The organism is Burkholderia sp. FW306-1C-G01B (assembly GCF_058781685.1).
Genome location: NZ_JBYSWZ010000026.1, coordinates 36,664 through 60,039, shown reverse-complemented (window position 1 = coordinate 60,039; position 23,376 = coordinate 36,664). Strand labels below are relative to the sequence as shown.

At 68.7% G+C, this 23,376-nt stretch carries 22 protein-coding genes; 15 read left to right on the top strand and 7 right to left on the bottom strand.

Annotation, left to right across the window (positions count from 1 at the left end):
* The first annotated feature begins 199 nt into the window (after positions 1 to 199).
* From AC3WLY_RS34480 to AC3WLY_RS34450, 7 genes are all read left to right on the top strand, one after another.
* The gene (locus tag AC3WLY_RS34480; RefSeq protein WP_034183954.1) at positions 200 to 886 is read left to right on the top strand and encodes an orotate phosphoribosyltransferase; all 687 of its coding nucleotides are present in this window, start codon (positions 200 to 202) and stop codon (positions 884 to 886) included.
* A gap of 242 nt (positions 887 to 1,128) precedes the next feature.
* Positions 1,129 to 1,722: a YbhB/YbcL family Raf kinase inhibitor-like protein gene (locus tag AC3WLY_RS34475; RefSeq protein WP_310139527.1), complete on the top strand. Its 594-nt coding sequence runs from the start codon at positions 1,129 to 1,131 to the stop codon at positions 1,720 to 1,722.
* A 219-nt stretch (positions 1,723 to 1,941) separates the two neighbouring features.
* The gene (locus AC3WLY_RS34470; protein ID WP_213263776.1) at positions 1,942 to 2,514 is read left to right on the top strand and encodes a flavodoxin family protein; all 573 of its coding nucleotides are present in this window, start codon (positions 1,942 to 1,944) and stop codon (positions 2,512 to 2,514) included.
* Positions 2,515 to 2,669: 155 nt separating this feature from the next.
* Positions 2,670 to 3,620, top strand: a complete 951-nt coding sequence (gene argC, locus AC3WLY_RS34465) for an N-acetyl-gamma-glutamyl-phosphate reductase (protein ID WP_175964114.1) — start codon at positions 2,670 to 2,672, stop codon at positions 3,618 to 3,620.
* A 430-nt stretch (positions 3,621 to 4,050) separates the two neighbouring features.
* On the top strand, positions 4,051 to 5,472 hold the full coding sequence (locus AC3WLY_RS34460; protein WP_310139520.1) for a DUF2957 domain-containing protein: 1,422 nt from the start codon (positions 4,051 to 4,053) through the stop codon (positions 5,470 to 5,472).
* A gap of 140 nt (positions 5,473 to 5,612) precedes the next feature.
* Complete coding sequence (locus AC3WLY_RS34455; RefSeq protein WP_492310696.1) at positions 5,613 to 6,854, top strand: DUF2957 domain-containing protein; 1,242 nt, start codon at positions 5,613 to 5,615, stop codon at positions 6,852 to 6,854.
* 15 nt (positions 6,855 to 6,869) lie between these two features.
* On the top strand, positions 6,870 to 7,703 hold the full coding sequence (locus AC3WLY_RS34450) for an OmpW/AlkL family protein (protein ID WP_492310695.1): 834 nt from the start codon (positions 6,870 to 6,872) through the stop codon (positions 7,701 to 7,703).
* A gap of 184 nt (positions 7,704 to 7,887) precedes the next feature.
* Here the strand turns inward: AC3WLY_RS34450 and AC3WLY_RS34445 are convergent, their stop codons facing one another.
* A complete protein-coding gene (locus AC3WLY_RS34445; protein ID WP_175964117.1) occupies positions 7,888 to 8,817 on the bottom strand; it encodes a LysR family transcriptional regulator in 930 nt (309 codons plus the stop codon).
* A gap of 98 nt (positions 8,818 to 8,915) precedes the next feature.
* Here AC3WLY_RS34445 and AC3WLY_RS34440 point away from each other — a divergent pair, with 98 nt between their 5' ends.
* A complete protein-coding gene (locus AC3WLY_RS34440) occupies positions 8,916 to 10,199 on the top strand; it encodes an MFS transporter (protein WP_492310694.1) in 1,284 nt (427 codons plus the stop codon).
* A 49-nt stretch (positions 10,200 to 10,248) separates the two neighbouring features.
* Here AC3WLY_RS34440 and AC3WLY_RS34435 read toward each other — a convergent pair whose 3' ends face one another.
* Both AC3WLY_RS34435 and AC3WLY_RS34430 read right to left on the bottom strand, forming a co-directional pair.
* Positions 10,249 to 10,890: a LysE family translocator gene (locus AC3WLY_RS34435; protein WP_492310693.1), complete on the bottom strand. Its 642-nt coding sequence runs from the start codon at positions 10,888 to 10,890 to the stop codon at positions 10,249 to 10,251.
* A 79-nt stretch (positions 10,891 to 10,969) separates the two neighbouring features.
* Positions 10,970 to 12,046: an NAD(P)-dependent oxidoreductase gene (locus AC3WLY_RS34430; protein WP_425132863.1), complete on the bottom strand. Its 1,077-nt coding sequence runs from the start codon at positions 12,044 to 12,046 to the stop codon at positions 10,970 to 10,972.
* Between AC3WLY_RS34430 and AC3WLY_RS34425 the strand changes: the two genes are divergently transcribed.
* On the top strand, positions 11,936 to 12,691 hold the full coding sequence (locus AC3WLY_RS34425; RefSeq protein ID WP_425132864.1) for a Mut7-C RNAse domain-containing protein: 756 nt from the start codon (positions 11,936 to 11,938) through the stop codon (positions 12,689 to 12,691). The two genes, AC3WLY_RS34430 and AC3WLY_RS34425, sit on opposite strands and share 111 nt — an antisense overlap.
* A gap of 77 nt (positions 12,692 to 12,768) precedes the next feature.
* Here AC3WLY_RS34425 and AC3WLY_RS34420 read toward each other — a convergent pair whose 3' ends face one another.
* Complete coding sequence (locus AC3WLY_RS34420; RefSeq protein WP_175964122.1) at positions 12,769 to 13,008, bottom strand: hypothetical protein; 240 nt, start codon at positions 13,006 to 13,008, stop codon at positions 12,769 to 12,771.
* A gap of 402 nt (positions 13,009 to 13,410) precedes the next feature.
* Here AC3WLY_RS34420 and AC3WLY_RS34415 point away from each other — a divergent pair, with 402 nt between their 5' ends.
* From AC3WLY_RS34415 to AC3WLY_RS34400, 4 genes are all read left to right on the top strand, one after another.
* Positions 13,411 to 14,616 carry an efflux RND transporter periplasmic adaptor subunit gene (locus AC3WLY_RS34415; RefSeq protein WP_492310692.1) on the top strand — a complete coding sequence of 402 codons (1,206 nt, stop codon included), beginning with the start codon at positions 13,411 to 13,413 and terminating at the stop codon, positions 14,614 to 14,616.
* Positions 14,617 to 14,623: 7 nt separating this feature from the next.
* Entirely contained in the window at positions 14,624 to 15,322 is a 699-nt protein-coding gene (locus AC3WLY_RS34410; RefSeq protein ID WP_175964123.1) for an ABC transporter ATP-binding protein, read from the top strand.
* Between the two features lie 21 nt (positions 15,323 to 15,343).
* On the top strand, positions 15,344 to 16,498 hold the full coding sequence (locus AC3WLY_RS34405) for an ABC transporter permease (protein ID WP_492310691.1): 1,155 nt from the start codon (positions 15,344 to 15,346) through the stop codon (positions 16,496 to 16,498).
* A gap of 290 nt (positions 16,499 to 16,788) precedes the next feature.
* On the top strand, positions 16,789 to 17,955 hold the full coding sequence (locus AC3WLY_RS34400; protein WP_492310690.1) for an ABC transporter permease: 1,167 nt from the start codon (positions 16,789 to 16,791) through the stop codon (positions 17,953 to 17,955).
* A 13-nt stretch (positions 17,956 to 17,968) separates the two neighbouring features.
* Here the strand turns inward: AC3WLY_RS34400 and AC3WLY_RS34395 are convergent, their stop codons facing one another.
* The 3 genes from AC3WLY_RS34395 to AC3WLY_RS34385 all read right to left on the bottom strand — a co-directional run bounded on the left by AC3WLY_RS34395 (position 17,969) and on the right by AC3WLY_RS34385 (position 20,799).
* Complete coding sequence (locus AC3WLY_RS34395) at positions 17,969 to 19,300, bottom strand: carotenoid oxygenase family protein (protein WP_492310689.1); 1,332 nt, start codon at positions 19,298 to 19,300, stop codon at positions 17,969 to 17,971.
* A 16-nt stretch (positions 19,301 to 19,316) separates the two neighbouring features.
* Positions 19,317 to 19,943 carry a DUF2239 family protein gene (locus AC3WLY_RS34390; protein WP_492310688.1) on the bottom strand — a complete coding sequence of 209 codons (627 nt, stop codon included), beginning with the start codon at positions 19,941 to 19,943 and terminating at the stop codon, positions 19,317 to 19,319.
* A 124-nt stretch (positions 19,944 to 20,067) separates the two neighbouring features.
* Complete coding sequence (locus AC3WLY_RS34385; protein WP_492310687.1) at positions 20,068 to 20,799, bottom strand: glutathione S-transferase family protein; 732 nt, start codon at positions 20,797 to 20,799, stop codon at positions 20,068 to 20,070.
* Positions 20,800 to 20,839: 40 nt separating this feature from the next.
* Here AC3WLY_RS34385 and AC3WLY_RS34380 point away from each other — a divergent pair, with 40 nt between their 5' ends.
* Together AC3WLY_RS34380 and AC3WLY_RS34375 are read left to right on the top strand one after the other, a co-directional pair.
* Positions 20,840 to 21,826: a LysR family transcriptional regulator gene (locus AC3WLY_RS34380; protein WP_492310686.1), complete on the top strand. Its 987-nt coding sequence runs from the start codon at positions 20,840 to 20,842 to the stop codon at positions 21,824 to 21,826.
* Positions 21,827 to 22,028: 202 nt separating this feature from the next.
* Positions 22,029 to 23,369, top strand: a complete 1,341-nt coding sequence (locus tag AC3WLY_RS34375; protein ID WP_492310685.1) for an MFS transporter — start codon at positions 22,029 to 22,031, stop codon at positions 23,367 to 23,369.
* Positions 23,370 to 23,376 lie beyond the last annotated feature (7 nt).

Here is a 23,376-nt window from a genome sequence, read left to right as displayed (position 1 = left end):
CCCGCTTGTTTCGCCGGTGGTGAGCGGGATCGCGAACCTGCGCGAATTCCGCCGAAAACCGGCCTGAATCGGGTAAAATAGCCGGCTACGCGCGCAGCGATGCGATCGGCCTTCCGATCGCGCCCCCGGCCCCCGGCCGGGTTCCCGTGCTGCGCCACGGGCCCGCGCCCGCTCCTCGCTCATCACCCAAGGAATGCCCATGACAGGCTACGATCGTCAGTCGATCTCGGATACGACCGCCAAAATCCTGCTCGAAGTGCAGGCGGTGCACTTCAACGCCGAAAAACCGTTCATCTTCACGTCCGGCTGGGCAAGCCCCGTCTATATCGACTGCCGCAAGCTGATCTCGTATCCGCGCGTGCGCCGTGCGCTGATGGAAATGGCGGAAACGACGATCACGCGCGACATCGGCTTCGAGCAGATCGACGCGGTGGCGGGCGGCGAGACGGCCGGCATCCCGTTCGCGGCATGGATCGCGGACCGGATGATGGTGCCGATGCAGTACGTGCGCAAGAAGCCGAAGGGTTTCGGCCGCAACGCGCAGATCGAAGGCCATCTGGAAGAAGGCTCGCGCGTGCTGCTGGTGGAAGACCTGACGACCGACAGCCGCAGCAAGATCAACTTCGTCAATGCGCTGCGTACCGCGGGCGCGACCGTGAACCACTGCTTCGTGCTGTTCCACTACGACATCTTCAAGGAAAGCGTGTCGGTCCTGAAGGACATCGACGTCGACCTGCACGCGCTGGCGACGTGGTGGGACGTGCTGCGCGTCGCGAAGGCATCGGGCTACTTCGAGACGAAGACGCTCGACGAAGTCGAGAAATTCCTGCACGCGCCGGCCGAGTGGTCGGCCGCGCACGGCGGCGCGACGGGCGCCCAGGAGTGACAGCGCGCCGGCATGCATGCCGGCGCACTGGCTGAACAAGCCGCCTGCTTCATCGCAGGCGGCTTTTTTTCGTCCGTCGTCCCCCGCGCAAGAACCGGTCGCGACCGCGGGTCGCGGTGTGCATCGCTCATCGAACCCTAATGCTAGACTTGATTCATCGTCGCCATCAGCTACGCGGGCAACGCACAACGCCAACAACGCCGGGAGCATCGGTCCGGCCCACGTGACGGGAGAAGCGCCATATGCGTGTGGATCGCCGGATCACTCCGCCTGCGCCATCGGGTCGCCCGTCTCCGTTCATCGCTCTCCTCGTTTGCACCGCCGTCTTCGCGACGCTGCCCGTTCATGCGGAAGGCCCGTTCACCGTGTCGAGCGACGACCTGACGCCCGGCGGGCGCGTCCGCGCCGCGAACGTGTTCGATCGCGGCGACTGCAAGGGCGCGAACCGCTCGCCGCAACTCAGCTGGCACAACCCGCCGCCCGGCACGCGCGGCTACGCGGTCACGATCTTCGATCCCGACGCGCCCGGGCACGGCTGGTGGCACTGGGCCGTGGCGGTCATCCCGGCCACGGTCACGAGCCTGCCCGCCGACGCGAGCGCGTCCGGCTTCCTGCGGCGCATCGGCGCGAGCGAGGCGCGCAACGATTTCGGGATCGACGGCTACGGCGGCCCGTGCCCGCCGCCCGGCAAGCCGCATCGCTACGTGATCACCGTCTACGCGCTGAAGGGCAGCGACCTGCGCGTCGCGCAGGGCCGCCCCGCGCCGATGTTCGAGCACGAGATCGGCACGCTCGCGATCGGCACCGCACAATTCACGGTTAGCTACGGGCAGTGACGGCAGTAGCGGGCACCACGCGACGCCACGCCGCGATTGCCGGCCGACGCGAATTTCAGTGCGCCGCATGCGCGCGTTTTCCCGTCATTTCGGCTTGCTAGACTCGTCGTCACCGGTCGCGGCCCCATACGCCGCGCATCGGTCGCGCCGCCCGCCGGCGACGCGTGACGCGGCAGGCCGCTGCGGCCGCCGTTCCCGTCCCTTTCCGGAGAACGCTTCATGTCGAACATCGTCATCGTCTATCACAGCGGCTACGGTCACACGCAGAAACTGGCCGAGGCCGTTCACGCGGGCGCGCAGGACGCCGGCGCGACCGTACGCCTGATCGCCGTCGGCGACCTCGACGACGCGGGCTGGGCCGCCCTCGACGCGGCCGACGCGATCGTCTTCGGCGCGCCGACCTACATGGGCGGCCCGTCGGCACAGTTCAAGCAGTTTGCCGACGCGACGTCGAAAGCGTGGTTCACGCAGAAGTGGAAAGACAAGATCGCCGCGGGCTTCACGAACTCCGCGACGATGAACGGCGACAAGTTCTCGACGATTCAATATTTCGTCACGCTGTCGATGCAGCATGGGATGGTGTGGGTCGGCACGAGCCTGATGCCGGCCAACTCAAAGGCGGCCACGCGCAACGACATCAACTACCTCGGCGGCTCCACGGGCCTGCTCGCGCAATCGCCGGCGGATGCGACGCCCGACGAGGGCCCGCTGCCGGGCGACCTCGAGACCGGGAAGGCATTTGGCCGGCGCGTCGCCGAAGCGACGGCCCGCTGGGTTGCCGGCAGCCGCTGAGCCGGCCCCGGGCGCCCGCGCCGGCGGGCGTCAAAGGGACACAAGACGGCCCGCCGGCCGTCTTTTTTTCGCCCCGCGCGGTGCAGGCGCGCCGGATGACGTCTTAAAATGGCGATCTCCGGGCGCGGGCCCCCGTTTCATTCAGTGAGAGCGAAATGAGCACCAAAGTTTTTGTCGACGGCCAGGAAGGCACGACCGGCCTCAAGATCTTCGAATACCTGTCGGCGCGCAACGACATCGAGATCCTGCGCATCGATGAAGCGAAGCGCAAGGACGTCGACGAGCGCCGCCGCCTGATCAACGCGTCGGACGTCACGTTCCTGTGCCTGCCGGACGTCGCGTCGCGCGAATCGGCCTCGCTCGTCGAGAACCCGAACACGACGCTGATCGACGCGAGCACCGCGTTCCGCACGAGCGCCGACTGGGCCTACGGCCTGCCCGAACTGACCCGCGCGCAGCGCGAGAAGATTCGCACGTCGAAGCGTATCGCGGTGCCGGGCTGCCACGCATCGGCCTTCGTGCTCGCGATGCGTCCGCTCGTCGATGCGGGCATCGTCGCGCCGACGTTCGCCGCGCACAGCTACTCGATCACCGGCTACAGCGGCGGCGGCAAGTCGATGATCGCCGACTACGAGAACGCGGCGCCGGGCGGCAAGCTCGCGAGCCCGCGCCCGTATGCGCTCGGCCTCACGCACAAGCACCTGCCGGAAATGGCCGCGCACACGGGCCTCGCGAACCCGCCGATCTTCACGCCGATCGTCGGCCCGTTCCTGAAGGGTCTCGCGGTGACGACCTACTTCACGCCCGAACAGCTCGCGAAGCGTGCGACGCCGCAAGACGTGCAACGCGTGTTCGCCGAATACTACGCGGACGAAGCATTCGTGCGCGTCGCGCCGTTCAACGCGGACGCGAACCTCGACGGCGGCTTCTTCGACGTGCAGGCGAACAACGACACGAACCGTGTCGACCTGTTCGTGTTCGGCAACGAAGAGCGCTTCGTCACGGTCGCGCGCCTCGACAACCTCGGCAAGGGAGCGTCGGGCGCCGCGATCCAGTGCATGAACCTCGCCATCGGCGCGGCCGAGGATGCGGGCCTCACGCGCTGATCATCCTCTCGTGCGATGCAAAGCCGGCCGCTGGCCGGCTTTTTATTTACCCATATCAGGCAATAAATAAAATCCTGTTCGCGCATTTACAAATATTTACAAGCTTTCCATTGCGCGATTACCAGCGAATTAACTCCCCCCTTCTTTCTCCAGTCAATCCCGAATAGGGATAAACCGGATACCGCCGCTTTAAACACTGCCGTTGTGCGCGGGAAGGTTCTTCGACAGCCTTCCGCGCGTGGCACATCCCCCACTCCGGCAGCTTTTGCCAGCCCCTCGCACGTTTTAATTCTTACTGAATGCCGTGTCAGACAAGGATTTAAAACACGACATCCGTTTCAATCGCCTTTTTTAGACGGGTTCATCAATTGACAGCAAAAATCAAGGCGGCGACATTAGCTCGCACAATTAAACGATTGGAGACAGCGGCATGTCGCACGCCTTATCGAAGGGGGTGGCAACGGCCTTTGCCATTGCCCCTTTCCTGGTTGCATGTGGTGGGGGGGATTCCGGCGGCGCGCTCGCGCCGATCAATGCGCCCCAATGTTCCGGATCGAGCTGCGGCACGCAAGGGCCGCCGCCGTCACAGCCCGTCAACGGTTCGCTGTGTCCGGCCAACGCCGACATCGTGAAGAGCACGTATCTCGGCGGTGCCGGTAGCGGCGAGATCGTCAGCGTCAACATCGACGCGGTCGCGATGACGTACACGCTCAAGTGGCTCGAATCGCCGATTCCGCTGAAGACGGGCACCGTTACGCCCAGCCGCGTCGGCACGACGATCACCGGCAAGGTCATCCACCCGCCGACCGGTGCGCTGCCGACCGCCGAGCAGACGCGCTGCGCGTTCGTCCTCACGCCGGGCACGGGCCCCGCGCCGGACGGCTCGACCTATTCGACGGCCGCCGACTTCAACCAGGCGAACCCGCCGATGCTGCTCGTCGGCATGGGCGTCGCGGGCGGCGGCATTCCGGGCGCGACGATCCAGTACGACGGGCTGACGATCATCCCGGGCGTCGTGCAGAACGTCGGCCAGGTGCCGAACCGCCACTTCGACTTCTATCCGTTCCTCGGCTTCGCGAACACGACGACCGACCTGTCGAAGCTGCCGGGCACGTACAACGCGCTGATCTACCACCTCGTGCCATCGGGCAACTACGCGACGAAGGGATCGAACTCGAGCGAGACGTTCGATGCGAACGGCGCGTGCACGTCGACCGGTTCGGGCGGCTGCCAGACGACCGGCGATCCGTGGAAGGCGAGCGCGAACGGCGGCTACTTCGACAGCACGAAGGCACCGCAGACGCTGCCGCAAACGCAACTGCCGATCGTCGGCGCGACCGGCAAATCGGCGACCGCGCACATGGTGATCGGCCAGCTCAACGGCGCGACGGTGCCGGTGATCGTGCGCACGGGCAACGTGAAGCTCGGCACGCCGCCGCTGCACACCGACGCGCAGGTCGACGACGAATCGGGCATCGCGGTGCTCGGCGCGGCGACGGCGATCACGTCGGGCTCGATCGACGGCGGCTACGCGGGCGCGGATTCGAACTTCAAGTACACGGCCGCCCTGATCCGCGGCAGCAACGCATCGTTCATCAACCCGACCACGCAGGCCGAGGAAGACGGCTTCACGCTCGACTACGGCCAGGCGACACCGGGCCTGCTGAACGCGAAGACGACGCCGCCGAGCGGCGCGACCTACCCGTCCGCATCGGGCGTGGTGATCGCGACGGGCGGGCTGTACGCGGCACTCGTGCAGGGCACGGTGAACGGCGGCGTCACGTCGACGTCGGCGAACTCGACGACTTCGTCGACACCGTACTTCGGCGTGGGCGCGCAGATCAGCAAGTAGCGATCGAGGACGCGGCGGCGGCACACCCGCCGCCGCGCGGCGGACGAAGCGCGCGGCACCGCGCACGCAGGACGAGCACAAGCAACAGAAGCGGCCGACAGGGAGCTGGCCGCCACACAAGACAAATCTGGAGGAGCAACATGAAGCGCAACCTCATTCTGGCGGCGGCCTTTGCCGCCCCCCTTCTTTCCGCCTGCGGCGGCGGCAGCGACAACCCGCCCCCGCTCGTCGAAGACCGGCTCTGTCCCGCGTCGCTCGACTACAGCACCGTGTTTACCGGCGGCGCGGGCAGCGGCGAACTCGCCAAGGTCCAGCTCGACACGACCAAGATGACCTGGCAGGTCACGTATGTCGAATCGGCGGTACCGCGCACGACCGGCACCGTCACGCCGACCCGCGCGGGCACCGTCGACAGCGGCACGCTCACACAGGAAACGCTGCTGCCGACCAACAAGCTGAACCAGTGCGCGTTCCGCCTGAACGGCGCGAGCCTCGACTCGACGCGCCCGGCACGGATCTTCGTCGGCTTCGGCGTCGCCGGCGGCACGATTCCCGGCAAGGAAATCCAGTTCGGCGGCGTGCTCGGCCAGGCCGCGGTGCCCGACACGAAATTCCCGTACTACCCGTTCATCGGCTTCTCGTCGATCGAGACCGACATCGCGAAAGTCGCGGGCACGTACAGCCATGTCGGCTTCGGCGAAGTGCCGTCGCAGAACTTCGCGCCCGCGTCGATCGACGCGAAGGTGACGATCAATGCGGACGGCTCGTGGACCAAGTGCGACACGACCGGCCAGTTCGCCGGCGGCGCGTGCACGCAGCAGGGCACGAACTTCGTGCAGTCCGCGGACGGTAGCGGCGCGTTCCAGTCGAACAACTACAGCAGCCAGTTGAAGCCGACGCTGTCGGCGACGCCGCAGGGCAAGGGCTTCATGATCGTCGGCAAGCTGTGCAACCAGCTCGTGCCGATCCTCGTGCGCACGGGCGTCGCGAACCCGAACCCGACACCGGACAGCAACGGCGTGCCGGGCCTCACCGCCGACGACGAATCGAGCATCTCGATCCTCGCGCCGCAGACGGCGGTCGCGGCCGGCTCGCAGAACGGCGAGTACATCGGCGTCGACAGCGAGTTCAACTACCGGACCACCGCGCTGATCAACACCCAGGCAACGCTGCTCGATCCGTTCCAGCCGTCCCAGGCGTCGCTCACGAGAGTGCTCGACCTCGACTACACGCAGAAGGTGCCGGGCACGGTCACGACGACCCACACGGGTTCGGGCAGCACGTCGCCGACCGGCAAGTTCATCTTCTCGGGTGGCGTGTTCGGTTTCCTCGATAACGCGGGATCGACGCCGTATTTCACGATCGGCGCGTTCGTCCAGTAAGCGGGGGAAGCCGTGATGAAGAAAACCCTTCTCTGCACGGCGGCCGGCGCCGCCGCACTGGCGCCGCTCGCGGCGCACGCGCAGAGCGCCGGCAGCAACGTCGTCACGCTGGGCTGGTTCCACGTGATGCCGCAGCAGAGCAGCACGCCGATGACGACCAACGTCGCGCCGACGCCGATCAACACGCCGCTGCGGCTGCCGCCGTCGTTCACGTCGCCGGGCACCGGGTTGCGCACGAGCGGCGCCGACACCGTCGGCCTGACGATCAGCCACTTCCTGACCGACCATATCGCGGTCACGTCGGTGGCGGGCGTGCCGCCGGTGTTCAAGGTGTCGGGCCAGGGCACGATCAAGCCGCCCGGCCCGGCCGGCGCGCTCGGCACGCAGAACATCGGGCTGGCGTCGGTCAACCCGATCGTGAAGAGCGTGCGGCAGTGGAGCCCGGCCGTGCTGCTGCAGTACTACTTCGGGCAGGCGACCGCGAAGTTCCGGCCGTTCCTCGGCCTCGGCGTGTCGTACAACTGGTTCAGCGACCTGCAGCTCAACACGAACTTCATCAAGCAGACGCAGGACAACCTCGGCGCGATTCTCGCGGCGGGCGCGGGCAAGCCGGGTACGACATCGGTGGAGGCAAAGGCGTCGTCGTCATGGCAGCCGGTGTTCAACGCGGGCCTGCAGTACAACATGACCGAGCATTTCGGGCTGATCGCGTCGGTGACGTACATCCCGCTGAAGACGACGTCGACGGTGACGATCAAGGCGGCCGACGGTTCGGTGCTCGCCGAGTCGAAATCGGACCTGAAGGCCGACCCGATCATCAGCTACGTCGGGATGACGTACAAGTTCTGAGCCCGGCGACGGACGACGAATGGAACGCCGCGGCAAAATCGCAGGCAAAAAAAAGCCCGCCTAAGAGGCGGGCTGAATCCATATCAGAGGAGACATGGAGGAGACAGGTGCCACTATAGCGAATCAATTTCCGCAACGCAACATTTCCGTAGAGAAAATAAGGATTTTCCCTCGAACACCCGCTCTAACTCGCTTCGTTTGCTTCTGACCCCTTCCCGGTCTCCCCTTCCAGCACTTCGGCCAGCGCATCGCGCAGCAGCGCGACGGGCCGCACCAGGCGGCCCGGCAGCGCGCCGTGCACGATCCATACGTTGATCCGCGTCTCCAGCCCCGCCGTTTCCACCACCCTCAGCGCATCGCGATGCGCGCTGCGCGCCAGCGCGTTCGGCGCCGCGATCCCGATGCCGGCGCCGCGCGCGACGAGCGACAGCTGCAGCTCCGAGCCGAACGCCTCGACCGCGACGTCGAACGGCAGCCCGGCCGCGCCGAGCGCGCGGCTCAGCGCCGAACGCATCCCGCAGCCGTCCTGGCTCAGCACCCACGGAAAACCCGACAGCGTGTCGAGCGACAGCGGACCGTCCGGCAGCGGAAAGTCGCGCGCGGCGACGAGCACCGTCGGCTGCGTGGCGAGCAGCGTCGCGGTGAACGCGTCGGGCAGCGCCGCGCTCGCCGGCACCATCACGGCCGCGACGTCGAGCGCACCGCGCTCGATGCCCTGCATCAGCGCCGGCGACCAGCCGGCCGTCACGCGCAGCGTCAGGCGCGGGAACGCGTCGCGCAGCCGGTCGATCGGCCGCTCGAGCGCCAGCTCGGACAGGAACGGCGGGACGCCGATGCGCAGCTCGCCCGACGGCTCGCTGTCCGGCGCGCCCGCCGCCATCAGTTCATCGACCGCGCCCAGCACGTTGCGCGCGAGCGCATAGACGTCGCGCCCGGCGGCGGTCGGCTTCAGCGGCTTGCTCTGCCGTTCGAGCAGCGGCATGCCGAGCAGCGTTTCGAGGTTTTGCACACGCCGCGTCAGGCCCGGCTGCGTCAGGTGGAGCTTTGCGGCCGCGGCGACCATCGACCCGCTGTCAACCACCGCGACGAACGCCAGGAGATCACGCGTATTCAAAACAAACTCGCATAATCATGTTAGACATATTTCAATTGTCGCATAAACATCGGCCGCCTACGATGGGAATTCCCTCGACCCGCCCCCCCAGGCTTCCGATGAACTGCCCTGCCGACTCCTGTCCCGCCGCCGTTCGCACGCCCGCCGACGCGCCGCCCGCGCTGAGCGCGGGCATGACGCTGTTCTTCGCCGCGACGGTCGGCGTGATCGTGATGAACCTGTTCGCCGCGCAACCGCTGACCGGCCCGATCAGCGCCGACCTGCACCTGCCCCCCGGCCTCGCCGGCCTCGTCGCGATGCTGCCGCAGCTCGGCTACGCGGCCGGGCTGGTGTTGCTCGTGCCGCTGGTCGACCTGCTCGAAAACCGCCGCCTGATCGTCACGACGCTCGTCGCATGCGCGGCTGCGCTCGCGCTGCCCGCGTTCACGCGGTCGGGCACCGTGTTCCTGCTGGCGACGCTCGCCGCCGGCGCCGCGTCGAGCGTGATCCAGATGCTGGTGCCGATGGCCGCGTCGATGGCGCCCGAAGCGCTGCGCGGCCGCGCGGTCGGCAACGTGATGAGCGGGCTGATGCTCGGCATCCTGCTGTCGCGGCCGCTCGCGAGCCTGATCGCGGGCTCGGCCGGCTGGCGCGCGTTCTACGCGCTGGCCGCGCTCGCGAACGCGGCGATCGCCGTCGTGCTCGCGCTGCGCCTGCCGTCGCGCACGCCATCGACCACGGCCGGCTACCGCGCGCTGCTCGCGTCGATGGGGCGCCTGCTCGCCGACGAACCGGTACTGCGCCGGCATGCGCTGTCAGCCGCGCTCGCGATGGCCGCGTTCAGCGCGTTCTGGACCGCCGTCGGGCTGCGGCTCGCGCAGCCGCCGTTCGGCCTCGACCTGCACGGCATCGCGCTGTTCGCGTTCGCCGGCGCCAGCGGTGCGATCGTCACGCCGCTCGCCGGCCGCGCCGGCGATCGCGGATACGGCCCGGCCGCGCAGCGGATCGCGCACGGCACGATGCTCGCGGCGCTCGTCGTGCTCGGGATTGCGGGCGCCGGCTGGTTCGGCTTCGACGCGCACGCGCATCGCGGCCTCGGCCTGGCGCTGCTTGCCGGCGGCGCGGCGCTACTCGACGCGGGGGTCATCGTCGACCAGACGATCGGCCGCCGCGAGATCAACCTGCTGAACCCGGCCGCGCGCGGGCGCCTGAACGGGCTGTTCGTCGGGCTGTTCTTCGTCGGCGGCGCGCTCGGTGCGGCGCTGGCGGGCAGCGCGTGGGCATGGGGCGGATGGAGCGCGGTGTGCGGCGTCGGGTTCGCGTTCGCCGGTGCGGCGGCCGCGTTCGGCCTCTCGTCCGGGCGCCGGGCCGGCGCGACGGCGCCGACTGGCCCGCGTGCATGAGCGAACGTGAAGCGGACGCAAAAAGACGAACGCCTGAATCAGTCCGGAATCAGTGACGGACCAGCGCCATCATCGCGCCGAAGCCGACGAACAGCCCGCCCGTCAGCCGGTTGAAGATCTTCGCGACGCTCTGGCTCTTCAGCGTCGCGCCGATGCGCGTGCCGAACGATGCATAAACGAGGTACCAGCTCACCTCGATCACCGCGAACGTGACGACGAGGACGCCGAACTGCGGCAGCGTCGGCTCGGCCGCGTTGATGAACTGCGGCAGCAGCGCGGCCGCGAACAGGATCGCCTTCGGGTTGCTGCCCGCGACCAGGAAGCCGTTGCGGAACAGCACCCAGCGCGATGCCGCCGCAGCCTGGCGCGACACGGTTTCGACGTCGGCGGCCGACGGCGCTTCGTCGACGCGCGCGCGCCACGCCTTCACGCCGAGATAGATCAGGTAGGCCGCGCCCGCGAAGCGCAGCGCGTTGAACATCGCCGGCCACGCTTCGAGAAACACGCCGAGACCCGCCGCCGACACCGACAGCATCAGCACCAGCGCGGTGAGGCAGCCGGCCATCGTCGACGACGAGCGCCGCAGCCCGTGCCGCGCGCCATGCGTCATCACGAGCAGCATGTTCGGGCCCGGAATCGCCGACACGACGAACACCGTCGCCACGAAAAGCCACCACGTATGCAAGTTCATGCCCGCCTCTGCGTGAAAGAAGGTAGAAAGACGAAACGCCGATTATGCCGTGCGCGCCGCGCTTCTGTCTCGCCCGGGGTCAGCGGCCCGCGCGGCGCAGCGCGACTTCGCCGAGCACCGCGAAATCCTGCTCGCCGCCGCCGTGCGCGAGCGCATCGAGCAGGCTGTCGCGCACGACGCTCGCCACCGGCAGCGGCACCGATGTGGCGTCGCCGGCCTCCAGCGCGAGCCGGACGTCCTTCAGCCCGAGGCGGGCCTTGAAGCGCGCGGGCTCGTAGCGGCGCTCGGCGATCATCGAGCCGTAGCCTTCGTAGACGGGCCCCGGAAACACGCTGCTCGTGATCACGTCGAGGAAGTCGCGCATCGCGACGCCATGCGCGCCCAGCAGCGCGGACGCCTCGCCGAGCGTCTCGATCGCCGACGCAAGCGTGAAGTTCGCCGCGATCTTCGCGACGTTCGCGTGCTGCGGCAGCGAACCGAACCGCCAGGTCTTCTGGCCGATCGCGTCGAACAACGGCTGCACGCGGTCGATCGCCTCGGCCGGACCGCCCGCCATGATCGTCAGGCGCGCGGCGGCCGCGACGTCGGGACGCCCCATCACCGGCGCGGCGACGTAGTCGATGCCGCGCGACGCGTGCGCATGCGCGAGCGATTCGGCGAGCGCGACCGACACCGTCGCCATGTTCACGTGGATCAGGCCGCGCGGCGCCTGCGCGAGCAGCGCATCGTCGAACACGGCACGCGCGGCCGCGTCGTCGCCGAGCATCGAGAACACCGCGTCGCCGCGAAACGCGTCGGCCGGCGTGTCGACGATCTGCGCGCCGAATGCCGCGAGCGGCTCGGCCCGCTCGCGCGACCGGTTCCAGACCCGCACCGTGTGCCCCGCCTTCAGCAGGTTCGTCGCGATCGCCTGCCCCATTTCGCCCAGCCCGATAAACCCGAGATCCATTGCCCGCTCCTTCGTTCGGTGAAGCCGCGAGTTAAACACAGATGCCGGCCGTCTGCAGCGCCTGCCGCCGGCCGGGCGCGGTGCGATACTGCACGGATGACGACCGCGACCTTCCGCTTCCACGGCGAACTGAACGCCTTTCTCCCGCACGCGCAGCGCGACCGCGCGTTCGGGCACGCGTGTGCGCGCGATGCGACGGTGAAGCATGCGATCGAGGCGCTTGGCGTCCCGCATACCGAAATCGGCCGGCTCCGCGTGAACGACGCGCCGGCCGCGCTCGACCGGCCGCTCGACGACGGCGACCGTGTCGAAGCCTTTCCGGAACGCGCGCAGCCGGCCAACGGTGCAACCGCGCCGCAACCGGAACAATGGCGCTTCGTCGCCGACGCACATCTCGGCGGCCTCGCGCAACTGCTGCGCCTCGCCGGCTTCGATACCTGCTACGACAACCACTACCGCGACGACGAGCTCGCGGCGCTCGCCGGCCGCGAGGGCCGGGTCGTACTGACCCGCGACCGCGAGCTGCTCAAGCGGCGCGCGGTCGCGCGCGGCTGCTACCTGCACGCGGTGCAGCCGGCCGACCAGTTGCGCGAACTGTTCGAACGGCTCGATCTCGCGCCGCACATGCGGCCGTTCCGGCTGTGCCTGCGCTGCAATGCGCCGCTGCATCCGCTCGACGCGGAGGCCGCCGCGCCGCGCGTGCCGGACGGGGTCCGGCAGCGGCACCGGCGCTTTGCCGCGTGCGACGTCTGCCGGCGCGTGTTCTGGGAAGGCTCGCACTGGCGGCGCATGCGTTCGGTGGTCGACGAGATGCGCGCGCCGGCGCCGCCGGCCAGCCCCGGCGACGCCTGAAAAAACAAAACCCCGGATGCCGAAGCATGCGGGGTTTTTCGACGGGTGGCCGGCAGCACCGGCCCCGGGCGAATCGCTTAGTTCTGCGTGCCCTTGTCGTTCGTGCCAGCAGCCGAAGCGGCAGCGGCCTTTGCCTTGCCCTTCGCCGAACCGTGGGTCTTCAGCTGGTGTTTCGGCTTGCTGTGATCCTTCTTCATCGGTGCCGAAGCGGGAGCCATCGCGTCGCCCACCGGCGCCGATGCCGTCTCCTGTGCGAATGCCGAAACCGATGCGAGTGCGAATGCTGCGGTCATGATCGAAGCGAGCGTCTTCTTCATTGTTCTTCCTTTAGCGGAGAAAAAGTCAAACGTACCGGTAAGAGATGCGAGGCATTCGCATCGGAACGCCAGTCGCGCCGGGGTTTCCGGTCGCCGCCGGGCGGCCGGCTTGCGCCGTTTCGCCGCGACAAAGACTGACGTACTGGCTCCATAACGCGCCGCCTTCGCGGCAAGTTGACACGCGGCTTGCGCCTCTCGGGTTTTCCCCGACGACGCCGGTTTCCGGCCGCCCCGGCATGCATATCCGGCATCGCGCGGCCCGTCCGCCGGCGGCCGCGGCGGCCCGGCAAACCGGCTCTCGCGCGCTGCCCTGCGACGCTATACTGGGCGTCCATCCGTCCCTTTCCCCGGAAACCGGATCGCGGCCGGTCGCCAGACCGCCGCCGTCGCGAGGCGCTCAAATTGCCCGATCACAATCTGGACAAACTGAAAATCGACCGGCGTCCGATCGCGCCGGTGCCACGGCGGCGCCGGTGGGTCCGCTATGCGGTCGCCGCCGCGCTCGTCATCGTCGCGATCGTCGCCGGCGTCGCGCTCACCGGCCGGCCGACGGTCGAAACCACGTCCGTCACGTCCGCCTACCCGTACCAGAACGACACGCAACTCAATGCGACCGGCTACGTCGTGCCGCAGCGCAAGGCCGCGGTCGCGTCGAAGGGCCAGGGGCGCGTCGAATGGCTCGGCGTGCTCGAGGGCACGCGCGTGAAGAAGGACGAGATCATCGCGCGCCTCGAAAGCCGCGACGTCGAGGCGTCGCTGGCACAGGCGCTCGCGCAGGCGAAGGTCGCCCGCGCGAACCTCGGCGTGCAGCAGGCCGAGCTGAAGGACGCCGCAATCGCGTTGCGCCGCACCGCGGCGCTCGCGCCGAAGGGCGCCGTGCCGGCCGCGCAGCTCGACATCGACACGGCCCGCGTGAACAAGGCGCGCGCGTCGCTCAGCAGCGGCGAGGCCGCGATCGCGTCCGCCGACGCCAATGCGCAGGCCGCGCAGGTCGCGGTCGACCAGACGGTGATCCGCGCGCCGTTCGACGGCATCGTGCTCGCAAAGCATGCGAACGTCGGCGACAACATCACGCCGTTCTCGTCCGCGTCGGACAGCAAGGGTGCGGTCGTGACGATCGCCGACATGGACACGCTCGAAGTCGAGGCCGACGTCGCCGAATCGAACATCGCGAAGATCCGCGCCGAGCAGCCGTGCGAGATCCAGCTCGACGCGCTGCCCGACCTGCGCTTCGCGGGCCGCGTGTCGCGCATCGTGCCGACCGTCGACCGCTCGAAGGCCACCGTGCTCGTGAAGGTGCGCTTCGTCGACCGCGACGACCGCGTGCTGCCCGACATGAGCGCGAAGATCGCGTTCCTGTCGAAGCCCGTGTCGGCGCCGGACCGGCAGCCCGTGACGGCCGTGCAGGCGAGCGCGGTCGTCGAGCGCGACGGCCGGCCGGTCGTGTTCGTCGTGCAGGACGACACCGTGCGCGCAGCGGCCGTGACCACCGGCATGCGAATCGGCGAGCTGGTCGCGATCCGCGGCGCGAAACCCGGCGATACGGTCGTGCTCGCGCCGGGCGCGAAGCTGAAGGACGGCGCGAAAGTGGCCGTCGCGAAGAAGTAGCGCCAGCGTGAACGACGCGCCGCCGCCCCTCGTCGAGATCAGCCACGTCGCGAAGTCGTACCGGCGCGGCAGCCAGATCGTGCCCGTGCTGACCGACATCACGCTCGATATCGGCGAAGGCGACTTCGTCGCGCTGATGGGGCCGTCGGGTTCCGGCAAGAGCACGCTGCTGAACCTGGTGGCCGGCATCGACCGGCCAGACAGCGGCGAGCTGCGCGTGGGCGGCCTCGACATCTCGCAGCTCGCGGAGGCGCAGCTGGCCGAATGGCGCGCGGCGAACGTCGGCTTCATCTTCCAGTTCTACAACCTGATGCCCGTGCTCACCGCGTTCGAGAACGTCGAGCTGCCGCTGATGCTCACGCACCTGTCGCGCCGCGAGCGGCGCGAGCGCGTCGAGCTCGTGCTCGACATGGTGAACCTCGGCGACCGGATGACCCATTACCCGTCCGAGCTGTCGGGCGGCCAGCAGCAGCGCGTCGCGATCGCGCGCGCGCTGATCACCGATCCCGTGCTGATCGTCGCCGACGAGCCGACCGGCGACCTCGACCGCGTGTCGGCCACCGACGTGCTCGCGATGCTGCAGCGGATGAACGCCGAGCTCGGCAAGACGATCATCATGGTGACCCACGACGCGCACGCGGCCGGCGCCGCGCGGTCGCTCGTGCATCTGGAAAAAGGGGAGCTGATCGATGGGTACGCCGGCTGACCGGCTGCGGGAGCGCGCGCGATGTACGTGCTGAAGCTGATCGCGCGCAACGCGCTGCGGCACCGGCTGCGCACGCTGCTGACCGTGCTCGGGCTGACCATCGCGGTGCTGGCGTTCGGGCTGCTGCACACGGTCGTCGACGCGTGGTACGCGGGCGCGGCCGCCGCGTCCAGCGGACGGCTCGTCACGCGCAATGCGATCTCGCTCGTGTTTCCGCTGCCGGTCAGCTACGAGAACCGGATACGCGGCATCGAAGGCGTGACGGCCGTGGTCCGCTCGAACTGGTTCGGCGGCATCTACCGCGACCCGAAGAACTTCTTCGCGAGCTTCGCGGTGTCGGAGAACTATCTCGACCTGTATCCGGAATTCATCATCCCGGCGCAGCAGCGCGCCGACTATAACCGCGACCGCCGCGGCTGCCTGGTCGGACGACAGCTCGCGACGCAGTTCGGCTTCAGGATCGGCGACGTGATCCCGCTGAAGGGCACGATCTATCCCGGCACGTGGGACTTCGTCGTGCGCGGGATCCTCGACGGCCGCGACGATTCGACGATCACGCGCCAGTTGGTGTTCCACTGGGACTACCTGAACGAGACGGTGCGGCAGCGCACGCCGAAGCAGGCCGACCAGGTCGGCGTATTCGTGCTCGGCGTCGCGAATCCCGACGACGGCGCGGCGATCGCGCGCAACGTCGACGCCGTTTTCAAGAACTCGCTCGCCGAAACGCTGACCGAGACCGAGCAGGCGTTCCAGCTCGGCTTCGTCGCGATGTCGAACCAGATCATCGCGGCGATCCGCCTGGTGTCGTACGTGGTGATCCTGATCATCATGGCCGTGATGGCCAACGCGATGGCGATGAGCGCGCGCGAACGCACGGCCGAATACGCGACGCTGAAGGCGCTCGGCTTCGGCCCCGGCTTCCTCGCGCTGATCGTATTCGGCGAATCGGTCGTGATCGCGGTGGCCGGCGGCGGGCTCGGGATCCTCGCGACGCCGCCCGCCGCGAGCCTGTTCAAGCAGGCGGCCGGCAGCATCTTCCCGGTGTTCAGGGTGTCGGCCGAGACGGTCGCGCTGCAGGCCGCGTGCTCGGTCGCGGTCGGCGTCGCGGCCGCGATCGTGCCGGCGTGGCAGGCGGCGCGCGTGCGCGTCGTCGAAGGCCTGCGGGCGATCGGGTAGGTTAGGGTCTGTTTCCATATGGAACGTGCATGCGAATGCCCGAAATCGCTCGTAGGGCAAGGAGTGAGGAGCGCCGTTTGGCCGCGCCAAACAAGCGACGAACAACGCCGCCATACGGGCGATTCCGGGCATTCCCGTGACATGATTTTTTTAATTTGGGGTTGCCACGAGAACGGCCGCTCGCCGCGTTGCGCTCCTTGGCGATACGTCCAGTATTCGCGGCGTCGCGCGCCTCGCGAGCGGCCGTTCTCGTGGCAACGCATGCACGTTCCATATGGAAACAGACCCTAATGACGATCCCGCTCACCTACATCGCGCGCAACCTGTGGACCAGGCGGCTCACCACCGCGCTCACCGCGGGCGGGATGGCGCTCGTGATCTTCGTGTTCGCGACGGTGCAGATGCTCGACGCGGGGCTCACGCAGACGCTCGTGTCGACCGGCGAACCCGACAACGCCGTGGTGATCCGCAAGGGCGCCGAAACCGAGATTCAGAGTTCGATCGACCACCAGCAGGCCAACGCGCTCGAGATGCACCCGGCCGTCGCGCTCGGCCCCGACGGCCGGCCGCTCGTGTCGAAGGAAGCCGTGGTGCTGATCTCGCTCGTGAAGACGTCGAGCGGCAAGCCGTCGAACGTCGTGATCCGCGGCGTGTCGCCGTCCGGCCTCGCGCTGCGGCCGCACGTGAAGCTGGTGGCCGGCCGCATGTTCGTGCCCGGCTCGTCGGAAATCATCGTCGGCAGCGCGATCGCGAAAGGCTTCAGCAGCACGCAGCTCGGCGACCGCCTGCATTTCGCGCAGCGCGACTGGACCATCGTCGGCATCTTCGACGCGGGCGGCAGCGGCTTCGATTCGGAGATCTGGGGCGACGTCGACCAGCTGATGCAGTCGTTCCGGCGCACCAGCTATTCGTCGATGGTGCTGCGCATCCCGAGCGCCGACGGCTTCGCGCGCTTCAAGGCCGACATCGACGTCGACCCTCGGCTGACCGACGAGGCGAAGCGCGAGCAGACCTTCTACGGCGACCAGTCGAAGGCGCTGTCGAAGTTCATCAACATCCTCGGCATCACGCTGTCGACGATCTTCTCGATCGCCGCGATGATCGGCGCGATGATCACGATGTACGCGTCGGTCGCGAACCGCGTCGCCGAGATCGGCACGCTGCGCGCGCTCGGCTTCAAGCGCATGAACGTGCTCGCCGCGTTCCTGCTGGAAGCGCTGCTGCTCGGCTTCGTCGGCGGCGTCGCGGGGCTCGCGTGCGCGTCGCTGATGCAGTTCGCGTCGTTCTCGACGACCAACTTCCAGACTTTCGCGGACTTGTCGTTCCGTTTCGTGCTGACGCCCGCGATCGTCGTGAAGACGCTGCTGTTCTCGCTCGTGATGGGGCTCGTCGGCGGGTTCCTGCCGGCGATGCGCGCCGCGCGGCTGAAGATCGTCGACGCGCTGCGCGCGCAGTGACGCGCACGGCCGCTCAGCGCACGCGCGGCACCCACGCGCCGTGGAAGCCGGCCGGCACGCGGCGCGGCAGGTGCACGGTCGCGGCCGGCCCCGCATCGATCGCGCGCGCATCGAGTATCACGACGTCGCTCGTATCCGTCGCCGCGCGGTAGACCATCACCAGCAGCCAGCCGTCGTCCTCGTCGACGCCGCCCGGGCGCGGCACGAACACGGGCTCGCCGTTCTGGTCGCCGGCCGGCACCGCGTAGCGCGTCGTCGTGCCGCGCACGTGGTCGAAGCGCATCACGCCGCGCATTTCCGTATTGTTCGGCTGCTCGGCCGCATACAAATAGCGGTAGCGGCGCCCGGTCCGGCTTTCGTTGATGCGCGGCAGTTCGATGCCGCCGTCGGCGAGCGGCCCTTCGTCGATCAGCCCGTTCGCCGTATCGATCACGTAGCGCCACAGCTCGCCGACCGGGTTGTCGGCAAAGCGGCCCGTGCGCGCGTCGAGCCGCAGGTACCACGGATAGCGCACCGCATCGAGCACGATGCACGATGCGTCGCAGTCGTACGCGTTCACGACGTGCTGGATGAAGCACGGCTCGATGCCGAACCAGCGCACGTCGCCGCCGTGACGCGCGATCACGCCGATGCGCGCGGCCCGGTCGTCGTGCCAGCGCAGCGGCATCCGGTGACCCTGCTTCAGCATCGAGAAGTCGTAGCCGACGTTCAGGTCGAGCAGCAGGCTGCGGGTTGCCGTGATCGCGAGGTCGTGCATCATCGACGGCGCGGGCACGTCGAGCGCGAGGTCGACGCGCTGCACGCCCTGCGCGTCGACGACGCCATAGCGCAGCCACGGCGCGCGCCAGTCCGCGCGAAACGCGATCAGTTCGCCCGTTTCCGGATCGACCTTCGGATGCGCGGTCATCCCGCCATCGAAACCCGCATGCCGCTCCGGCACGCCGAGCGAATCGAGCGCGGCGGTGATCGCGAACGGCGCGCCGCCCTCCGCCAGCGCGAGCAATTCGCCGGCGTGCTGCAGCACGTTCACGTTCGGATTGGTGTCGGGCAGATGCGGCGCCTGCGCGGGCGCATGCACGGCGGCCCAGCGGCGCGTGCGTGCCCAGCGGTTCCGGTAGCCGGCCGCGCGGCCGCGTTCGAACGCGATCGCGTGCAGCATCGCGGCTTCCGGCCACCACGACAGCACGTCGTTCCCTTCGAAGCGGCCGCCCGGCGGATTCGGGCCGTTGCGCAGCAGCGTGCCGTCGAGTTCGCGCGGGATGGCGCCGGTCACGCGCAGGTCGACGACGTCGACTTCGTCGGCAACCGGCGCGATCGCGCCGCGGTTCAGATCGAATGTGGTCATCGCGTCGCGCGTTCCGTCAGCAGTCTTCGGTGGACGGCGGCAGGTCGCCGCGCGCCAACGCGAGCGCATGGTCGCGCACGTCGTCAGGCCATCCGGCGACCAGCTCGGCCAGCCGTACCGCGTCGTTCGCGTACAGCGCCCGCGCGGCCTCCTCGAAACCGGGCAGGTCGCCCGCCATCGCCGACATGAAGTGGTACGCGCGCGCCTGCGCGTCGCGGCGCCGGTCGGCCGCCGCATGCGTGCGCCGCGCGTCCTCGACAAGCTTGCGCAGCGCGACGGACGCACCGCCCGGCTGCGCGCCGAGCCATTCCCAGTGACGCGGCAGCAGCGTGACCTCGCGCGACACGACGCCGAGCTTCGGCCGGCCGCGGCCGCGCTGCTCGCCCGCGCCGGCCGGCTCGCCGGCGGCACCGGACGCGTCGCCCGGCGGCGGCGCATAGCGCGCGCGGATATCGTCCGCCGTGCCGCGCAGGTCGAGGTCGATCGAGCGGCCCGTCGCGTCGTCGAAGATCAGGATCGCACCGGACATTGCGTCGCCGGCAGCCTGCCGGACCGCGAGCGCGACCGTCGCGAGCGGGCCCGACGCGAGCCGCCGGTGGCCGTCGAAGGCCGTGTACGAAGGAAGAAACGTGGAGGTTGTCATCGTGGTCGCCCGCAGGCAGGAATCGGAATGGCGTTATTTTTATCCGGGTATAAATTGAATGTCAATATCACCCGGGTAAAAAATATCGCCCGCATCCCGCCCGTTGGGCGACCGCGTTGCGCGGTCAGATCGTCCGGGCCGGAATCGCCAGGCCGCGCGCGCTTGCGAGCACGTCGTCGAGCGAGACATGGCCTTCGAACGCCGACGACGCCGGCAGTGGCAGGTTTTCCTCGACTGCGTGTGCGAAGCGCACGCCCGCGTCGTCGGCGAGCCGCGCGCGCAGCGCAGCGATGCGCGGGAACGCGTCGCGCTCGAACACCGCGTGATAGTCGGCCCAGCGGGCGATCCCGGCGAAGTACGCATCGGCCAGCGTGCGACGCGCGCCCAGCAGCCATGGGCCCTCGCCTCGTGCGAGCAGCGCCTCGAGCTGCCGGTGCGCCTTCAGCACCTTGCCGCGACCGTATGCCTGCAAGGCCGCTTTCTCGGCGCCTTCGCTGCCGTGTTCGTACACATGCCAGAGCGCGCCGAACGCGTTGAAGAACGTCGTGTTCAACCAGGCCAGCATCCGGTTCAGCCGGTCGAAATCCGCGCTGCCCTGGCGGAACGCGAGGCCGCTGTCGAGCGCCTGCGCGCCGACGTGGCCGAGGATCGCGAGGCTTTCGGTCAGCACGTCGCCGTTCGCGGTCACGAACGCCGGCGTCTCGGCGACGGGGTTCAGCGCGAGGAACGCGTCGCTCGTCACGAGGCCCGGCATCGTGATGCGCGACAGCCGGTACGGGTGGCCGGCCCATTCGAGCGCGACGATCGAGCCGAACGAGCAGCCGGCGGGAATGCCGTAGAGAAGGATCGGGGACATCGTGGTATTCCGCGGAAGTTGAACGAGCGATCATGCTCCCATGGCGAACGATGATGCGGTAGCCGCTAGAATCGAAACCCGTCGTTTCTTTTTGTGGACGCTGACAGTGAATCTGAACGATCTTTATCTGTTCGTGCAGGCGGTCGACGCGGGCAGCATGTCGGCGGCCGCGCGCCGGCTCGACCTGCCGAAATCGACGGTGAGCAAGCGCGTTGCCGAGCTCGAACGCACGCTCGGCGCGCGGCTCGTGCATCGGACGTCGCGCAGCTTCCGGCTGACACCGGTGGGCGCCGAATTCTTCGAGCATGCGCGCGCGGCCGTGATCGAGGCCGAAAGCGCGCGCGACGCGGTGCTGCGGCAGGCCGCCGAACCGGCCGGCATCGTGCGGATCACGAGTTCGGTGCCGATTGCGCAGCACATCCTCGCGCCATGCCTGCCGGCGCTGGCCATCGCGCACCCGAAGCTGCTGCTGCAGATTCATGCGAGCGATCGCCTCGTCGACATCGCGCAGGAAGGTTTCGACATCGCGGTGCGCAGCCATTTCGCCCCGCTCCCCGATTCCGCGCTCGTGCAACGGCCGCTCGCGACGTCGCCGATCATCGTCGTTGCGTCGCCGGGCTATCTCGCGCGCGCCGGCGTACCGGACGAGCCGGCCGACCTCGCGCGGCACGACGGGCTCCACCCGGGTCAGCAGCCGTGGCGGCTGCAGCGCGGCGGCGACACCGTCGAAGTGGCGCCGCGCATCCGGCTGCAGGCCGACGAATCGACTCTGCTGCTGCAGGCTGCGACGGCCGGCCTCGGCATCGCTTGCCTGCCCGACTGGATCGCAGGCGATGCGCTTGCGTCCGGCGCGCTCGCACGCGTGCTGCCCGGCTGGCGGGCAGGCACCGTCACGACGACGCTGCTGATGCCGCACCGGCGCGGCCAGTTGCCCGGCGTGCGCACCACCGTCGAGTTTCTCGCGCGGCACGTGGCGCGCCATCATCGAGTCGGGGCGGACGACGCGCATGCCCGAGCGATCGAATGACTTGATCGATTCAAATGCTGAATCGATCAAGTCAGCAATTGGCATGAAAGTGCAAATATCGACATGACAGAATGGCCCGGACGCCCTGCCCGCATCGGCGTCCGGCGCCCGGCCCTCGGCCGGCGGCGCCTGAACACATAACGCGCGCACCCGACGCGCCTGCCGCACGACGGCAACCTTCCGCCTTTCGGAGGAGACAGTCATGAATCCGCTTCAAGCGCTGCCGGCGTCCGCGTCGGCAACGGCCCGGCGCACGCGCGTGCGCTGGCTCGTGCTGGCCGTCCTGTTCGCAGTCACGACGATCAACTACGCGGATCGTGCGGCGATCGCGATCGCCGGCCCAAGCCTCGCCCGCGCGCTGCACCTGAGCCACGTGCAGATCGGCTTCATCTTCTCGGCGTTCGGCTGGTCGTACGTGGTCGCGCAACTGCCGGGCGGCTGGCTGCTCGATCGCTACGGGTCGCGCATCGTCTACGCGTTCAGCATCTTCTTCTGGTCGCTGTTCACGCTGCTGCAGGGCGCGATCGGCTTCTTCGGCGGCGCGGCCGCGTTCGCGCTGCTGTTCGGGCTGCGCTTCCTGGTCGGCGCGGCCGAGGCGCCGTCGTTTCCTGCCAACAGCCGGATCGTGTCCGCGTGGTTTCCGGCCGCCGAGCGCGGCACCGCGTCGGCGATCTTCAACGCCGCGCAGTACGCGGCGACCGTCGTGTTCGCGCCGCTGATGGGCTGGCTCGTGCACACGTTCGGCTGGCAGTCGGTGTTCGCGGTGATGGGCGTGCTCGGCATCGCGTTCGTCGCGGTGTGGAACCGCACGATGTACGACCCGAAGGACCACCCGAACATCAATCGCGCGGAACTCGACTACCTTGCCGAAGGCGGCGCGCTCGTCAACATCGATCAGGCGACGGGCGAGCACGGCGGCGGCCCGTCGATGCGTCACGTGAAGGCGCTGCTGAAGAGCCGGATGCTGATCGGCGTGTATGTCGCGCAGTACTGCATCAACGCGCTCACCTACTTCTTCATCACGTGGTTTCCGGTCTATCTCGTGCAGGCGCGCGGGATGTCGATCCTCAACGCGGGGCTCGTCGCGTCGATCCCGGCCGTGTGCGGATTCCTCGGCGGGATTCTCGGCGGCGTCGTGTCCGACGCGCTGCTCAGGCAGGGCCGGTCGCTGTCGGTCGCGCGCAAGGTGCCGATCGTGGTCGGCATGCTGCTGTCGATGTCGATGATCGTCTGCAACTACACCGATTCGCACGTGCTCGTCGTGCTGTTCATGGCGCTGTCGTTCTTCGGCAAGGGGCTCGGCGCGCTCGGCTGGGCCGTCAACGCGGACACCGCGCCGCGCCAGATCGCGGGGCTGAGCGGCGCGCTGCTCAATACGTGCGGCAATCTGTCGAGCATCACGACGCCGATCGCGATCGGCTATATCGTCGACCGCAGCGGCTCGTTCAACGGCGCGCTTGTCTATGTCGTCGCGCACGCGCTCGTCGCCGTGATCTGCTACCTGTTCGTCGTCGGCGAGATCCGCCGCGTCGAGCTTCATTGAACGGCGC

What these genes read in the sequence shown, in the direction of transcription:
- AC3WLY_RS34455 (WP_492310696.1), top strand. Translation starts at nt 5,613, where the DNA reads ATGAAGCGCAACCTCATTCTGGCGGCGGCCTTTGCCGCCCCCCTTCTT.
- AC3WLY_RS34395 (WP_492310689.1), bottom strand. Translation starts at nt 19,300, where the DNA reads ATGACCACATTCGATCTGAACCGCGGCGCGATCGCGCCGGTTGCCGAC.
- AC3WLY_RS34435 (WP_492310693.1), bottom strand. Translation starts at nt 10,890, where the DNA reads ATGAACTTGCATACGTGGTGGCTTTTCGTGGCGACGGTGTTCGTCGTG.
- AC3WLY_RS34400 (WP_492310690.1), top strand. Translation starts at nt 16,789, where the DNA reads ATGACGATCCCGCTCACCTACATCGCGCGCAACCTGTGGACCAGGCGG.
- AC3WLY_RS34380 (WP_492310686.1), top strand. Translation starts at nt 20,840, where the DNA reads ATGGCGAACGATGATGCGGTAGCCGCTAGAATCGAAACCCGTCGTTTC.
- AC3WLY_RS34420 (WP_175964122.1), bottom strand. Translation starts at nt 13,008, where the DNA reads ATGAAGAAGACGCTCGCTTCGATCATGACCGCAGCATTCGCACTCGCA.
- AC3WLY_RS34475 (WP_310139527.1), top strand. Translation starts at nt 1,129, where the DNA reads ATGCGTGTGGATCGCCGGATCACTCCGCCTGCGCCATCGGGTCGCCCG.
- AC3WLY_RS34390 (WP_492310688.1), bottom strand. Translation starts at nt 19,943, where the DNA reads ATGACAACCTCCACGTTTCTTCCTTCGTACACGGCCTTCGACGGCCAC.
- AC3WLY_RS34430 (WP_425132863.1), bottom strand. Translation starts at nt 12,046, where the DNA reads ATGCTTCACCGTCGCATCGCGCGCACACGCGTGCCCGAACGCGCGGTC.
- AC3WLY_RS34480 (WP_034183954.1), top strand. Translation starts at nt 200, where the DNA reads ATGACAGGCTACGATCGTCAGTCGATCTCGGATACGACCGCCAAAATC.
- AC3WLY_RS34450 (WP_492310695.1), top strand. Translation starts at nt 6,870, where the DNA reads ATGAAGAAAACCCTTCTCTGCACGGCGGCCGGCGCCGCCGCACTGGCG.
- AC3WLY_RS34460 (WP_310139520.1), top strand. Translation starts at nt 4,051, where the DNA reads ATGTCGCACGCCTTATCGAAGGGGGTGGCAACGGCCTTTGCCATTGCC.
- AC3WLY_RS34375 (WP_492310685.1), top strand. Translation starts at nt 22,029, where the DNA reads ATGAATCCGCTTCAAGCGCTGCCGGCGTCCGCGTCGGCAACGGCCCGG.
- AC3WLY_RS34470 (WP_213263776.1), top strand. Translation starts at nt 1,942, where the DNA reads ATGTCGAACATCGTCATCGTCTATCACAGCGGCTACGGTCACACGCAG.
- AC3WLY_RS34425 (WP_425132864.1), top strand. Translation starts at nt 11,936, where the DNA reads ATGACGACCGCGACCTTCCGCTTCCACGGCGAACTGAACGCCTTTCTC.
- argC (WP_175964114.1), top strand. Translation starts at nt 2,670, where the DNA reads ATGAGCACCAAAGTTTTTGTCGACGGCCAGGAAGGCACGACCGGCCTC.
- AC3WLY_RS34405 (WP_492310691.1), top strand. Translation starts at nt 15,344, where the DNA reads ATGTACGTGCTGAAGCTGATCGCGCGCAACGCGCTGCGGCACCGGCTG.
- AC3WLY_RS34385 (WP_492310687.1), bottom strand. Translation starts at nt 20,799, where the DNA reads ATGTCCCCGATCCTTCTCTACGGCATTCCCGCCGGCTGCTCGTTCGGC.
- AC3WLY_RS34440 (WP_492310694.1), top strand. Translation starts at nt 8,916, where the DNA reads ATGAACTGCCCTGCCGACTCCTGTCCCGCCGCCGTTCGCACGCCCGCC.